Origin of the sequence: Brevibacillus sp. AG162, from assembly GCF_006715575.1 — a bacterium.
Classification (GTDB): Bacteria; Bacillota; Bacilli; order Brevibacillales; family Brevibacillaceae; genus Brevibacillus; species Brevibacillus brevis.
Genome location: NZ_VFNO01000005.1, coordinates 55387 through 69160, shown reverse-complemented (window position 1 = coordinate 69160; position 13774 = coordinate 55387). Strand labels below are relative to the sequence as shown.

The window sequence follows — 13774 nt, the reverse complement described above, 5'->3', positions numbered from 1 at the left end:
GAAGCAAAAAGACAACCATTGCCATTGAGCTGGTTGTCTTTTTTTATGCGTGTTTACAGGGAGAACTCTCTTTGTGCCCGATCCAGCCATTCATTCACAAGCTCTGTAAACAGAAGCGGCTGCTCAATCTGCAAGTTGTGTCCGGCACAATCGAGTGCGGCAAAAGAAGAGCGGGGATAGCCTTCGAGGATATCCCAAATATCGCGATAGCCGACAGAATGATCTTGTTTGCCCACAACAAAAAGACTCGGGTGGGGGAAGGGGACAGTATCTAATGGGAAGGACACGCTATACGCCTGTCTGATTTTACTTAGGAAAGAAGGGTCTGACAGCATGTAGCCGTCGACAATCTCTTTTTTATAGCGGTTCCACGTGTAGTTGGTAGCTACTACCGCCATCGACTCAAACTCCGCTCGTTCTGTCTCACTCAACTGCTCCCAGAGCGAAGGCTCTTCTACTAGGACGGGTTTATCTGGCAGTGTGCGCTTTGCTTTGTCAGGAATGACGTTCGGGCAAATGAAAAGGGCGCCCTTACTTGATCTCGGCGCTTTTCGATAACCGCCCGCGCAAGATAGCCGCCGTATGATTCACCTGCAATGAAAAAGGGCTCACCTGGAATGAGCTGATCGATGAACGCGAGGACAACCTCCAGAATATCGTCCGTAGTGTGGATATGTTCGTAGTTTTCCGTTTGACCCATTCCCGGCAAGTCTATGTAAAGTCGTCGGTATCCCGGACGTTTCTTAAAAATTGGTTCCAGACAACCAGTCATGCAGCGGTGATCAAGTGAAAAACCGTGAATCATCACGACAGGAAAGCCGCTTCCAATCTCCTCATAATAAAGATTGACGCCATTGACCTCGCATCTCATAAAAAGCCCCCCAACGACATTTGTGTCAGATTGTTTTGAAAATTTGGAACGTACGTTCTTATTATAAGTGATCTGTTGCATATTTCAAGAATGAAAAAACACACCCACAACGAGAATCGTCAATGGGTGTGCCAAAGAGCTTCCTATTCTTCTGTTTCTTCCAGGGTGCAAATTGCGCTTGGACGCTTGATCCGCAATACAACGCACTCATACACACGGAACAGACTGTTCATTTGCTCGTCTCCGAGGAATGCGGAGTCAAAGTCTTCTGCAATCGCCAGGTCGAGATTGTGGCGGCCAGTCGCTACCAAAACGCCGGAACGGCCTTTAATGGTAGGAGATTGGAAGACACCATCTGTAACGAGATTGCGAACATGCTCGATCTCAAGCACGTTGGTGCCTTTGTGCACGCGATGCAAGAGAGAGTAGAGCTCAGGAGAAACAACCAGTGCATACGGACCGCTATGGCCCATTTTCAACAGCTTGTTGCGTGCTTCCACGATATCCGCAAACGCATTGCCAGATTCCATCCAATCGCTCTTCAGATGAGTGAGGCGGCCTTTTACGTTCATCAGACCTGGGAGGTCGAATTCCGCAGCACCGTTGAAGATCAGATCATCTTCCATCAGTGCACCACCAGCAGCTGCGTTGGCAGCCGCGCTCATGTCCAAAGGCATGCCCAGTGTGCGTGCTTGGGCAACATCGCGCCAGTACAGCATGAAATCCTTGTACAGGATCGGAATCGTCATGCTGACACGGCGGCTAGGCTGTGTCATTTCCAGTGATTCTCCACGCAGGGAGAGACCGCCAAAACGGGATTCCTCATATACATCGTTGGTAATGGTTTGGATGCCTTCACCCAATGGTCCATAAATATCGATAAAACGACGGCCTACAAGCTGGCGGCGAGCCATGTCAACGACAGTTGCGTCCAGCTGGTTCCATTCTTCAGTCGTCAAGGGAGAGTCTGGGTATTTACGAAGCTTGTCCATAGTGTAACCTCCATGTCATTTCAGGATTTCCGATTCTTTACATTCCTTTCAAGCTGCCAACTGTCAGTCCTTTTTTGCCAGAAACTGCAGGGGCGGAATGCTTGATCACGGAAGCAACACCGTGAGGAGCGGAAGCCGAAGCTTTCAAATGATCGACCTGGTGAATGTCGTGCCCCTCATCATGATCAGTGAGATCAGGATGAGCCGCATCAGAGAATCGTTGGCTCATGTTCGCCATGATCTCTTTGACTGTCAAATAGTCTGTATGCGTCTTTTCTCGCATGCCATCCAGGAGCTGACGTGTTTCGTCATCCTTGAATTCATACAAAGAGAGCTCCAGATGCTCGCGGAAATTGTGCAGTCCAAAACGTTCCAGATTTACATCGGACAGCATTTGCGAGAGGTCGCGATCACTTAGCTGATCCAGGCTTTTTCCTGAGGACAGCTTCTCCAGGTAGGGAACCAATTCCTGCAAGCGACCCATGCGCTGTTCTTCTTCTTCCAAAATGTGATGGTAGTAAAGACGAGTATGCTCGTCCGTTGCCGCATCGATAATCGGCTGGATAACGCCCATGAAGCTGTTGATATAACCTCTGGTGCGATCAAAAATGGCGTGCAGCTGTGTAATTTCTTGCACCCTACGCCACCTCCTCATTCACAATCTATTTTTTCATTATAACGTTGGAAAAAACACCCGGGCAACACCTATGTACATTTTCCTATGATTACGAAGAATATGATGCGGTGTAATTTGGAAAAGAGTGCGGGAACGCTAGAGCGCCGTGGCTTTGCCTATCGGCTTCGTTTCTAGTTTTGTTTTTTGACAAAAAAGTTATCATGGAGAGTATTGTCAAAGCCAATTGGGAATGATAATATTTATCAATAAGAGTGATATTCATTATCAATTAGCATTCTGAGAACAAAACATAAATCCTACATTCACCCAAATTTAAGGAGGTAACAAGTTATGTCATCCATTTTAGTAATTGGCGGAGATCGTCTGGGCAATATTATCGAATTTCTGCAAGGTCAAGGCTTCAAGGATATTCACCACGTAACTGGACGGAAAAGCTCGCAAACCGGGGTGAAAATTCCAGCTGGTATCCACATGATTTTGGTGTTGACTGATTTCGTCAATCACAACTTGGCCAAAACTGTGAAAAACCAAGCCAAAGATCGCGAGCTGCCCATCGTTTTCTGCAAGCGCTCGTGTTCTGCGATTGCCAAAGCTTTTGATCTCACTGCGTAAATACATACTCTCCAGATCGGGCAGACTACGAGCGTGAGTCTGACACCAACGGAGGAATGACGCAATGGAACAGAATCGTTTGAGTGAACTGCCTATCGCACAGCTTACGGCCGCTCAGCTGCAACAATTAAAACAGGCAGAAGAACAAATCAACACAGAAGGTCCAAATGTATATCTTATTGCATTAGAGAAGCAATCCCCGTCCTCCTAGACGGGGTTTTTTTGTTGAATCGTATGCTTCTCACTTGAATACGTATTGCTCCAGTTGCATTTTGAGGGCATCAATTCCGATGGCGAAGCCCAAGCATTGGCTGGATTGAATGATGAATGCATTGAGACCAACGACTTCCCCATTCAAATTAATGAGTGGACCTCCGCTATTTCCTGGGTTAATGGCAGCATCCGTCTGAAAAATTTCTTCGTACATACGCTTCGCAACCTGTAAGCGACGGTTTTTGGCACTGATGATTCCCGCTGTCACAGAATTTTCCAAACCCAGTGGGGAACCACCTGTCGCCATACAGGCAAAAACAGGGGCAATTTTAGTGAAAAGACAACAGATGCAGGCAAACCCTACGATTTTTCTGACCAGAGGCAGCGTCTGTTGCTTCCGCGTCAACACGTTGGATGACTGTGCATACGAGCAATCGCCGTTCTTTTTCATTGGCATGTGTCCAAATGAGCTGCCAATTGGAAAGCGCATCTAGATCAAGCGGTTGTCCTTTTGCAAAAGCAGAGTAAGTCTGTTCCCGTTCTTTTGCAGCCAGTTCCAACGCACTGATTTTCTCTCGTAAGGCAGAAAGAGTAAGGAATCCCTCTTCATAGGCCTGTTCCCAGCGCTTCCTTCGAATTTGCAGCTGTTGCTCGGTTTCTTTCGCGGGAGCGCGGGAATTCGCTTGTAACACAGTCTGATACACTTCCTTCACCGCAGCGATTGACTCTGGCGAATACTGCATCAGCTCGTGCACAATGGCTTTTTCCAGGCGATCCTCCCGTATGGCAGGAGCATCACACGTACCAGCCAGCTTGTTTTTACACAAGTAGTAGCGGTGCGTGTAACGTTTTTCTCCTTTTCCGGTGATCGTGGTTGTTTTCCCGCGCATCGAGGAGCCGCAACGCGAGCAGTACAGCAATCCGGAAAAGAGGTAGCGGGAGCTGAGAACGCGGGGATGGCCTGTTCCGCGAGCACTCATCCGCTCCTGGACCCGCGAGAAGCATGATTGATCGATGATGGCCGGGTGAGTCGCCTCTTCGATAATCCATTCCTCAGGGTCATTGCGTTGTTGATCGGCGTCAGCGTAATTCCAACGCAACGCACCGTGATAGACCGGATTTTTCAACAGGCGAAGCACGGCACTTGCACTCCATGAAGCGCCATTTTTGCCGCGCAATCCGGATTGATTCGCCCATTCAGCGATTTGGCGCGGAGATTCGCCTCGATCATAGCGCTCGAACATGCTGCGTACGCCAGCTGCTTCCCTTTGATTCACGACCAGCGTTCCTCGCACCAGATTGTATCCATACGGTGCAGGTCCTCCTGGTCGTTTTCGTTCTCTTGCCATCTGGCTCATTCCCAGCTTGACCCGTTCCGCCAAGTTTTCCCGTTCCCATTGTGCGAGGGCAGCCACTAAGGTTATAAAGAGTCGCCCGATTGCCGTAGTCGTATCGTATACCTCGGTGCAGCTTTTAAAGTGTACCGCATATCGATCGAACTCCTGCAGGAGCTGATACAAATCAAGAACAGAGCGAGTGAGCCGATCGAGTCGATAGACGAGGACGACATCGATTTCACCCGTTCGGATATCCTGCAGGAGCTGACCGAGTGCGGGGCGATTCGTATCTTTGGCACTTGCGCCTTCATCTGCATAGACTGCATGGACTTCCCATCCTTGGGAGTGAATGTACGAGAGCAGCTTTTCCCTTTGAGCGGGGATCGAAAACCCTTCGCGTGCCTGATCCTCCGTACTGACTCGAATGTAGATGGCCGTTCGCATCGCACGTCCTCCCTTCACCTCGGGTTGCTAGAGTGTACAGCAAAAGGGAGGAGCTTATGCCTGACCGCAAATAAAAAACCCCGCTTATCCGTCTTGGACAAGTGGGGTTATGCTACATCCATTTTTGGCCCCATTCGTGAATGGAATCAATGACAGGACGCAGATCTTTTCCTTTTTCGGTCAATTCGTACTCAATGCGAACCGGGATCTCTGGGTACACTTTGCGCTCCAAAATCTCTAGCTCCTCCAGCTCCTTCAGCCTTTCAGAGAGCATTTTATCACTCATATGCGGAACCATTTCGCGGATATCTTTGAATCGTACAGTCCCACGTAGCAACACATGAATAATCAGGCCGGTCCAGCGTTTTCCAAGGACGTTTATTGCACATTCATATTTTGGACACATGTGTTCGCCAGAAAAATCTTGACTCATATCGGCGTCACCTCTATCTAGCAGCATTATTGTTGCCCTTTATTCTAACAGATTAGCTTGAAAAAAGTAAGTAACGAAAAGTTGGAATGACACTTTGTCAATGGCTGAGAAGCCAAGCCCGTTTTCATGGACAAATGTTTCCCTATAAGGTGTCCACACATACACTAATCGCGAAAGAAAAGAAGCAAAGAGGGTGTTGCGATGCTTCCAAAACGGGTAATCGGCATTTTAACCTGGCGGGAGGGTGTACGCTTTGAGGAACCAGATTATTTGCGAAAGCTGGTTCAAACAGGGCAAAAGTTAGGCGCACAAATCTACCTGTTTTCGCATCAGGATGTCAATGTTCCCGCAAGAAAGATCAAGGGCTTCATCCCCAAACCGAACGGGGGCTGGATGAGTAAATCGTTCCCTTGGCCAGAAGTTGTCATTGATCGGTACCGACGCAGGGTAAAGGAGTATATCCGACTGCGAAATAGCGATCTGTTTTTCTTTGCAAACAGTCCGTTCAGTAAGAAATGGAGAGTGACGAATCTGCTCGCTTCCGATGAACGCGTCAAACGTTGGATTCCGGAGACGCATGTTTACGAAAAAGGCTTGGTCCGCAACATGCTCGCACGCCATGGGCTCGTCTATGTCAAGCCAGGCAATGGCACAGGGGGAAGAAGCATCCTCAGAGTGAAGAGCAGTGGTAAGCAGTATAGCCTCTCTGGACGTGACAAAAAGCATAACCATCGCGTGGCTCGGATTGATACGGTGGAAGGCGTGGAAAGATGGGTCAAAACGTGGGTGGAGGAACAGCGCATTCGCGATGGCAATTTCCTGGTTCAGCAAGGTTTGGACTTAGGACTGCTACGCAAGCATGTCGTCGATGTACGGGTATTGATTCAAAAGGACGAGCGTGGAGAATGGGTAGTGACAGGCTGTGCAGTACGTATGGGGGGGAACGGCAGTGCTACTTCCAATTTGCACGGGGGAGGCAGAGCGATTCCCTTTGAATGGTTTATGTTCAAGCGATTTGGAGAGGAGCGGGGGGAGCTGATCAAACAGGAATGTCATCAGCTTGCCCTCGATGTAGCAAACACGCTCGAGGATTATTTCGGTCGCATGATGGAATTCGGATTGGACATTGGGGTGGATGTGGACGGACGTACGTGGTTAATCGAAGTGAATCCCAAGCCGGGGAGAGAGGTTTTTCGCCAGATGGGTGACATGGCGCTATACAAAAAGGCGATAGCTCGTCCCGTTCAATTTGCGCTGTATTTGGCCCGGAACCAGGCTCGTTTTTTGTCTCTTTGAACACAGGTGGAGAACCGACGCTGATGACCCATTCTCCTACTTTTGTATGAGAGGAGTTGCCTAGTGGCAGCGGGTATAGCTTGCAGTCTGCATCAATTTTGATGACGGCGTAATCCCGGACTCGATCGGCTATAATGCGCTTGGCTTCAAACACTCTACCGTTATATAGCTTCACGAAAATATTTTTGGATTTGCCGATGACATGCTCGCTCGTCAAGATATACCCTTTCGGATGAAAAAGAAATCCGGAGCCAAAGCTTCGTTCCGTGGGTGGAGAATTATCTTCATGATCAATGAGGCTGCGAATTAACGAATCCACGTCTTTGGAATGGGGAGCATCCTCGGTCACGATGGAGACTACTCCCTCTTGAACTCGCTCGACAATGGGAACGAAGAAATTAAATGGGTGCAGACTGCTGCTGCTCACAGGGTACTTTACCCGCGTATATTGGGACCATTTTTTACTTTTCACCGATCTCTCCCCCTACAGCAGATAGGTATGTATCATCTTATGGGGAGCGGAGAGGGAAGGGACGCCCAATTTCTAGTCGAGTGTATGGATATATCATTAATTTTGATTGATATAATAAAGAAATAGCATTGGTATAATTATTTAAATCCATTTATAATAACATGTAGTTAAAGAATATTTTGAACATAAAGGCTAAGTCCTAGCCGCTAGAGAGAGAAAAAGAACGGTAACGGAGGATGCGAAGAGATGGATGTTAAAACGATCATACTGGGTTTCTTGAGCTATGGGGAAATGAGTGGCTACGATATTAAGCAAGCGTTTACAAACAGTATTGGTTTCTTTTATGACGCTAGCTTTGGTGCTATTTATCCAGCATTGCGCAAACTGGAGGAAGAAGGCTTCGTGACGAAGCAAGAAATCATTCAGTCTGGCAAGCCGAACAAGATTTTGTACCGTATTACAGAAGCCGGAAAACAATCTTTCCGTCAAGAAATCCAGACGCCTATCTTGCCGCCAGTATTGCGTTCAGACATGCTGGTTAAGATTTTCTTCGGCAAGAGCCGCACGATCGACGAACAAAAGGATTTGCTAGAGGGCTGTTTGGATACACAACGTCAATTGCTCCAACAAAGTAAGGCCTCTTATAAAAAGCTGGAAGTGAATTTTGACGAATATCAACGTTTTTGCTGGGAGTATACCATTCATCATCTGGAGTCAACGATTTCCTTTATGGAACAAAAGATGACTTCCTTGTTGAAACAACCAGCTTATTCCGTTTAGCCACATAAAGCGAAGGGCTCATGTCTTGTGAACAATGAGCCCTTCGCTTATTTTCATTTATTTAAGGTTTTCTGGATTGAGGCATTCGAGCTCTGGTACAACGAAACGTCCGTCTTTGCGGATCAGACGATCGTCAAACCAAATTTCCCCACCGCCCCATTCAGGACGTTGAATCATAACCAAGTCCCAGTGAATGGAGGATTTGTTTCCGTTAAACGCTTCATCGTAGGCCTGTCCTGGTGTGAAGTGGAAGCTTCCATCGATTTTTTCGTCGAAGAGGATGTCTTTCATCGGGTTTTGGATGTATGGATTCACGCCAATCGCGAATTCCCCAACGAATCTGGCACCTTCATCAGTATCAAAGATTTCATTGATCTTCTCTGTATCGTTTGCAGTTGCCTCGACGATTTTGCCATCCTTGAAGGTCAGCTTGATATTGTCGTATGTAAAGCCTTGGTAAGGAGATGGCGTGTTGTACGCGATCGTGCCGTTGACGGAATCACGGACAGGAGCAGTGAATACTTCTCCGTCAGGGATGTTGGCTTCACCTGCACATTTGATTGCCGGAATATCTTTGATGGAGAAGGTCAGATCAGTGCCTGGCCCTACGATACGCACCTTGTCGGTTTTCTCCATCAGCTCGACCAGACTGTCCATGGCTTTATCCATTTTGCCGTAATCCAGTGTGCACACTTTGAAATAGAAATCTTCGAAAGCGGCGGTGCTCATATTAGCCAACTGAGCCATAGATGCATTTGGATAGCGAAGCACGACCCATTTGGTATGCGGTACGCGAATATCCAGTACAGGACGCGCTAGCAGCTTGGAGTGCAGCTGCATTTTGTCTCCAGGCACATCAGAGAGCTCACTAATGTTGTCGCCGCCGCGGATGCCAATGTAGCAATCCATTTGCTTCATGAAAGCCACATCTGCTTCACGCATGATATCCAATTGTGTTTCGTTGGCACCCATCAAGAGTTCGCGCTGAACGGATTGGTCGATCAGTTGGACAAACGGATTTCCCCCAGCTTCGTATACTTTTGCAATTACGGCTTTTGTCAGATCAGTAACGTTGCCAATGGAGTAAATTAAAACGTTTTCACCAGGCTTGACAGTCACCGAATAGTTGACGAGGACGTCAGCCAGCTTTTCAATTCGTGGATCTTTCATAGGAAGGGGATCCCTCGCTTTCCATATCATTCTTTTCCATTGTACACAACACAAACAGAAAAAAGCTACCCACTGACGAGGGTAGCTTACGGAGGAAACGCGCTTGAAGGATTCGGTACTTCATGTATATGCAACGACCTGCTGAATATGGCTATATCTTCGGGGAAGAAAGATTAGTCGCAGCTGCACCCGATAATAACCAGCAGGATGAAAAGAATCAAAACCAGAGTGAAGCCGTCGAATTCTCCATTAAAGATGCCGCTCATCGAATAAACATCCTCCTCATATGTGTGTTAAGCCTCATGTGCTTACATCTACAACATATGGGTGATCGCATAGGACCGAACCGGGCATCCGCCCATTTTTGAGAAAATTGTTTTGATAATCTCTCGTTTTTCATACTCTTGCAGTTCTCGATGTTTATTATTCTGAAAAGCAGGAAAAGCTAGAGGATACCAAAAGACTTTGCAAGTATGAAAGGATGTTTATGTGATGCAAAGATCATTATCAAGCCTACAGCATGATCTGGTCCAAATTACGATTAATGTTGGAGAAGACTTTAAATCCATTGTGTGGAAAGCGCAGTACGACATGGACTTCAATACAGAGTGTCTCTTTTGTTTCTCCGAGCAAATTACTGGCTACCGTGTAGAAGATGAAGAAGGAAAAGCAGGGAAAGTCGCTGTTTGTCCGCATTGTGAAAAAGTAAACGCTATCTACGCGTGAGATTGAAGTTTGATCGAAAAAGAAAGACGATGCTACTTGCTGGCATCGTCTTTTTCTTTCAAGTTTTAGTAAGGTACCGATGTGCCAACAAAGCTGGTGAGAAGAAAAAGCACAGGGCTCGTAGACCTTGACAACGCCTACCCAGTCGGAACTTCCAAAAGGGGACCACGCTTGTCGAACACTTCTTCCTTGAGAAACATCCGCCCGTAGGGTGGCTTTGGCTCGACGGTCCCCTTTTGGAAATGGAGACGGACAGTCAATCCCCCATGCAGGCGTGTCAGAGTCGAAGAGAACTGTGCTTTTTCTTCTCCTCCACCATGTTGACTCAAACCAAAAGGACTTTTAGTCCCCTCTCAAATAGTCTTTCTAGTCTATATCTGACTCTATATCCACCAAGTACCACCTGCTCTTTAGCAGGATTGAAAGGAGGACCCTCGAATAGTATGAGAGACATACATAAGCAGATAGGTAGGGGTGAACATTTTGCCAAAGAGATGCAGCCGCTGCGGGAACGAAATGGAGATCGAGCTGCGCAACGTCGTGTACCGGAAACGAGTGAAAATCATGAATGTACCTGTACACGTCTGTGTGGACGAAAACTGTGACCATTCCCAAGTGGTAGATGTGATTAAGGATGATTTGAAGTCACTCATGGAGGAACTGGGCCAACATCCGCAGCGCCAGGCAATCGAATTCGAAGAAATGTCAGAGTTATCCAACTTATTGGTATTGATTGCTAATGAGAAGGTGAATTCGACCGTAAGAGAATTACTTGGTGAAAAAGTCAACGAGCTATTGGATCTGTTTTTGTTGGCGCAGTCCCTTGGCGATGAAAAATGGATGCTGGAGCTACGCGAACGTCTAACGAAAATTATGGTGTAAGGATTAAGAGATGCCTGGAAGATAGGTATCTCTTTTTTCATTTCTCCACTGCACCGCAAATGTAGACTTTGCTGCTTGGACTTATGTATACTGATAGGCACATAAGATAAGGAGAGATGAATCATGTCACAAAAACAGCTTCACTCCATAGAAGAACTGGATGAGTTCGTAGCGAAAAATGGGAAAAAGCTTTTGTTTAAGCATAGCACAATCTGCCCAATCAGTACGTCCGCTTATGAAGAGTTTCAGGCGTATTTGCAGGACAATCAAGTGGAATCTGCGGTCATTCTGGTACGGGAGGATCGTCCTGTTTCCAACGCCGTAGCGGATCGTTTTGCCATCAAGCACGAATCTCCGCAAATCTTTTTGCTGGAAGACGGCGAAGTAAAATGGCACACATCTCACTGGAAAATTACAAAGGACGCGATTGGCCAGGCGCTCAACGCGTAATCAAAAAGCCGGGACACCCTATAAGCGAGGTGAATCCGGCTTTTTGCATGGAGAAAAAGAGCACTGGAGAGTCTATTCCCAGAATAGCTCCAACTTGTCTCCACTTTTCAATTCTGTCTGGAAGTTGGCTTGTTCGCCGTTGACGAGCATGACGAATCCGGAAATACTCTCACGATCAGGCTTTTCCAAGGAAACGTCCACGAAACGGAAGACGTCGCTAAACACAGGTGTAGACGCCGGTGAGGATTTTACCGTGATGTCGGCACCTTCGCTCACGGGATCGGAGGCATTTGCTGCTTTTCCGTCTACCGTAATTGTTACCTGCGCGACAGGCAAAACGACCCGTTCACCATTGAAGTGGACGGTCATTGTCTCCTGTACCCATTCTTCCAAGGGGATGACTTCTTGTATGGAAGGGGCGGGCACTTCATCCTGCCGATATACGAGGACATCACCTTGTCGGACGATATCTGTCAAGGCTGCTGGTCTTCCATTCAGCTCGATCACCTCAATACGGGACGGAATCGAATAATCTTGCCCATTCACAGAAAAACGCAAGCCTGATTCCACTGACGTTTTCAGTTCTGCGAGCTCCAGTACTTCATAGACAGTGCGGGGAAGGCGGATGTCCACCTCGGCACGATCAGCGATCAACGTATCGAGAGTGGCAACTGCTCCGTTAACATGTACAACAGGACCGAGCGAGTAGGGACGGTCATTGCAGATCACCTCAAGCGTGTCCAGCTCATCGAATAAATCTTTGGCAAACACATGTGCATCATCGCCATTTGTACCGGCTACTACGGTGATTTGGTCCCCGTCATTGATTGGCGTGTCGAGACTGACGCCCTCTCCGTTGCGCTCTATCACCGGAGCCGTCCCATGACCACCTGGAATCATTTTCATCCGTCCATTTACGGTGACTGTCATCGCCAATCCGGGGCGCCCATACAGACGACGGATATCCAATCCGGACGCAATGAGCGCATCACCCAATGTCATTTTACGCAAATCGAAAATGCGCACAGGAGCGTCATTGACCGTAACCGTCACATACCGCAATGGATGACGACGTGCAGCAACAGCAATACCCACTGGCGTTACGAACTCAGGTCCGCTGAGCGCAGGATTGTCTCCAACGTACTGTTTGATCGCATCACCGCCTCTAACGGCAACACGGGCGGCAGGAATATTCAAGACTTGAGCGACTTTTCCGGTAAGCCCAGGCGTGAGGCTGCCGCCGCCAATCAGCATGACCGCTTGCGGAGCTTTTCCATTGAGCTCCAATATTTTGAAGGCAATTTTATCGGCGAGTTGCTGGATGTCTGCTTCAATCGCACTTGTTACCTCAGCAGCACTCATCGTATGCTCCATGCCGAGAATGTCTGTGAAGGTGACGGACTCCTCGGTGGATAAGAGGCGCTTCACTTCTTCTGCCATCGGAAAATCCATGAGAAAGGCGTTCATGAGCGCATCCGTGATTTCATCGCCTGCAACAGGCACCATGCCGTAGGCAGTAATCGCCCCTTCTTCAGTCAGCGCTACGTCAGAAGTACCTGCCCCGATGTCCACCAATGCGATATTCAGTCGGCGCATGGTCACAGGAATCAGGACATTAATAGCCGCAATAGGCTCGAGCGTCAATGCCTGCATTTCCAGATCGCATCGTTTCAGAGCCGCGATCAGCGAGTCGACAACTACGCGTGGAAGGAAGGTTGCGATCACATCTGCGCTTGCTATGTCACCCCGCTGGTCAATCAGACTCCCGATCAGCTCTCCATCCAGATGGTAGTTGACAACGCTGTAACCCACGCAATAATAGCGGGTGACGTCTTGATCCTTTAGCTCTTGGGCTAATGCGGCTTGGGCCTCCTGTACAGCGGAAAACTCCAAAGCGACAACATCTTCACGCGAGATGAAGGCATGTCTGGCTAACGGCATGTCCACACGAACACGGCGGGTGCGCAATGACCGACCGGCAGCAGCGACCGCTACCTGATGCAGTTTGCCATATTTTCCTTCCAGCTCTTCTTTTATTTGCTGAATCACCTTAGCTACGGCGACAATATCGTGAATTTGCCCATCGAGCATGGAGCGTTCATCGTGCTCTCGAATTGCGCAGTCCAATACGCGGTACTTCTCGCCGGTCGTTTCCACGATCAGGCCGACGACGCTGCGCGTTCCAATATCTAATGAAAAAATAAGCTCAGGGGCTGTGATGTCAGACAAAAGTAGGTCACTCCTTGTAAGAGGTTGTTCAAAAAGTCTTTACAATACTTATCGGTGATTTTGGACTGTATCGGAAAGGAACAATCACTTTTTGCTAGAACATATATCCAAACCTATTCGATTTGAAAGGGAAAGAATCCTGTCGAATCAAGGAATCTTCTTCTGTTTGACGAATAATTGGAAAAGATAAAAAAACAGAAAAAATTTACTTTCGCGCTTTTTGGCGCTAA

At 47.9% G+C, this 13774-nt stretch carries 15 protein-coding genes and 2 pseudogenes; 7 read left to right on the top strand and 10 right to left on the bottom strand.

What is annotated here, in order from left to right; genetic code table 11:
* Positions 1-53 precede the first annotated feature (53 nt).
* From FB479_RS16620 to FB479_RS16610, 3 genes and pseudogenes are all read right to left on the bottom strand, one after another.
* A pseudogene (locus FB479_RS16620) lies at positions 54-871 on the bottom strand (alpha/beta fold hydrolase).
* 143 nt (positions 872-1014) lie between these two features.
* Complete coding sequence (locus tag FB479_RS16615) at positions 1015-1863, bottom strand: family 1 encapsulin nanocompartment shell protein (RefSeq protein ID WP_007721249.1); 849 nt, start codon at positions 1861-1863, stop codon at positions 1015-1017.
* A gap of 37 nt (positions 1864-1900) precedes the next feature.
* Entirely contained in the window at positions 1901-2500 is a 600-nt protein-coding gene (locus FB479_RS16610) for an IMEF encapsulin system ferritin-like cargo protein (RefSeq protein ID WP_048034009.1), read from the bottom strand.
* A gap of 330 nt (positions 2501-2830) precedes the next feature.
* Here FB479_RS16610 and FB479_RS16605 point away from each other — a divergent pair, with 330 nt between their 5' ends.
* Positions 2831-3112 carry a DUF2325 domain-containing protein gene (locus tag FB479_RS16605; protein ID WP_007721245.1) on the top strand — a complete coding sequence of 94 codons (282 nt, stop codon included), beginning with the start codon at positions 2831-2833 and terminating at the stop codon, positions 3110-3112.
* 64 nt (positions 3113-3176) lie between these two features.
* Complete coding sequence (locus FB479_RS30540) at positions 3177-3323, top strand: hypothetical protein (protein ID WP_017250462.1); 147 nt, start codon at positions 3177-3179, stop codon at positions 3321-3323.
* Positions 3324-3353: 30 nt separating this feature from the next.
* Here the strand turns inward: FB479_RS30540 and FB479_RS16600 are convergent, their stop codons facing one another.
* The 3 genes from FB479_RS16600 to FB479_RS16590 form a co-directional block, all read right to left on the bottom strand.
* The gene (locus FB479_RS16600; protein WP_007721243.1) at positions 3354-3632 is read right to left on the bottom strand and encodes a S1C family serine protease; all 279 of its coding nucleotides are present in this window, start codon (positions 3630-3632) and stop codon (positions 3354-3356) included.
* 22 nt (positions 3633-3654) lie between these two features.
* On the bottom strand, positions 3655-5106 hold the full coding sequence (locus FB479_RS16595; RefSeq protein WP_142066028.1) for a recombinase family protein: 1452 nt from the start codon (positions 5104-5106) through the stop codon (positions 3655-3657).
* Positions 5107-5218: 112 nt separating this feature from the next.
* Positions 5219-5539, bottom strand: a complete 321-nt coding sequence (locus FB479_RS16590; protein ID WP_017250460.1) for a winged helix-turn-helix transcriptional regulator — start codon at positions 5537-5539, stop codon at positions 5219-5221.
* Positions 5540-5740: 201 nt separating this feature from the next.
* Between FB479_RS16590 and FB479_RS16585 the strand changes: the two genes are divergently transcribed.
* Positions 5741-6835 (top strand): YheC/YheD family endospore coat-associated protein, encoded by a 1095-nt coding sequence (locus tag FB479_RS16585; RefSeq protein WP_142066027.1) that lies wholly within the window; start codon positions 5741-5743, stop codon positions 6833-6835.
* Between the two features lie 64 nt (positions 6836-6899).
* Here FB479_RS16585 and FB479_RS30980 read toward each other — a convergent pair.
* Positions 6900-7154 (bottom strand): annotated as a pseudogene (locus FB479_RS30980) (trypsin-like peptidase domain-containing protein); the annotation flags it as partial.
* Between the two features lie 399 nt (positions 7155-7553).
* Here FB479_RS30980 and FB479_RS16575 point away from each other — a divergent pair.
* Positions 7554-8087, top strand: coding sequence for a PadR family transcriptional regulator (locus FB479_RS16575; RefSeq protein ID WP_047071910.1), 534 nt, complete (start codon positions 7554-7556; stop codon positions 8085-8087).
* 57 nt (positions 8088-8144) lie between these two features.
* Here FB479_RS16575 and FB479_RS16570 read toward each other — a convergent pair whose 3' ends face one another.
* On the bottom strand, positions 8145-9257 hold the full coding sequence (locus tag FB479_RS16570) for an aminopeptidase (protein WP_142066026.1): 1113 nt from the start codon (positions 9255-9257) through the stop codon (positions 8145-8147).
* Between the two features lie 173 nt (positions 9258-9430).
* A complete protein-coding gene (locus FB479_RS16565; protein ID WP_017250455.1) occupies positions 9431-9523 on the bottom strand; it encodes a YjcZ family sporulation protein in 93 nt (30 codons plus the stop codon).
* 226 nt (positions 9524-9749) lie between these two features.
* On the opposite strand from FB479_RS16565, the gene FB479_RS16560 reads away from it, so the two are divergent.
* The 3 genes from FB479_RS16560 (at position 9750) to ytxJ (ending at position 11315) form a co-directional block, all read left to right on the top strand.
* Positions 9750-9983, top strand: a complete 234-nt coding sequence (locus FB479_RS16560) for a hypothetical protein (RefSeq protein ID WP_106654563.1) — start codon at positions 9750-9752, stop codon at positions 9981-9983.
* Between the two features lie 483 nt (positions 9984-10466).
* Positions 10467-10865 (top strand): hypothetical protein, encoded by a 399-nt coding sequence (locus tag FB479_RS16550; RefSeq protein WP_142066025.1) that lies wholly within the window; start codon positions 10467-10469, stop codon positions 10863-10865.
* A 123-nt stretch (positions 10866-10988) separates the two neighbouring features.
* Entirely contained in the window at positions 10989-11315 is a 327-nt protein-coding gene (ytxJ, locus tag FB479_RS16545) for a bacillithiol system redox-active protein YtxJ (protein ID WP_106654566.1), read from the top strand.
* A gap of 72 nt (positions 11316-11387) precedes the next feature.
* Here the strand turns inward: ytxJ and FB479_RS16540 are convergent, their stop codons facing one another.
* Complete coding sequence (locus tag FB479_RS16540; protein ID WP_142066024.1) at positions 11388-13544, bottom strand: cell division protein FtsA; 2157 nt, start codon at positions 13542-13544, stop codon at positions 11388-11390.
* Positions 13545-13774: the final 230 nt, after the last annotated feature.

Coding starts and splice junctions, on each gene's coding strand:
- FB479_RS16615 (WP_007721249.1), bottom strand. CDS start 1,863: ATGGACAAGCTTCGTAAATACCCAGACTCTCCCTTGACGACTGAAGAA.
- FB479_RS16605 (WP_007721245.1), top strand. CDS start 2,831: ATGTCATCCATTTTAGTAATTGGCGGAGATCGTCTGGGCAATATTATC.
- FB479_RS30540 (WP_017250462.1), top strand. CDS start 3,177: ATGGAACAGAATCGTTTGAGTGAACTGCCTATCGCACAGCTTACGGCC.
- FB479_RS16600 (WP_007721243.1), bottom strand. CDS start 3,632: ATGGCGACAGGTGGTTCCCCACTGGGTTTGGAAAATTCTGTGACAGCG.
- FB479_RS16595 (WP_142066028.1), bottom strand. CDS start 5,106: ATGCGAACGGCCATCTACATTCGAGTCAGTACGGAGGATCAGGCACGC.
- FB479_RS16590 (WP_017250460.1), bottom strand. CDS start 5,539: ATGAGTCAAGATTTTTCTGGCGAACACATGTGTCCAAAATATGAATGT.
- FB479_RS16585 (WP_142066027.1), top strand. CDS start 5,741: ATGCTTCCAAAACGGGTAATCGGCATTTTAACCTGGCGGGAGGGTGTA.
- FB479_RS16575 (WP_047071910.1), top strand. CDS start 7,554: ATGGATGTTAAAACGATCATACTGGGTTTCTTGAGCTATGGGGAAATG.
- FB479_RS16570 (WP_142066026.1), bottom strand. CDS start 9,257: ATGAAAGATCCACGAATTGAAAAGCTGGCTGACGTCCTCGTCAACTAT.
- FB479_RS16565 (WP_017250455.1), bottom strand. CDS start 9,523: ATGAGCGGCATCTTTAATGGAGAATTCGACGGCTTCACTCTGGTTTTG.
- FB479_RS16560 (WP_106654563.1), top strand. CDS start 9,750: ATGCAAAGATCATTATCAAGCCTACAGCATGATCTGGTCCAAATTACG.
- ytxJ (WP_106654566.1), top strand. CDS start 10,989: ATGTCACAAAAACAGCTTCACTCCATAGAAGAACTGGATGAGTTCGTA.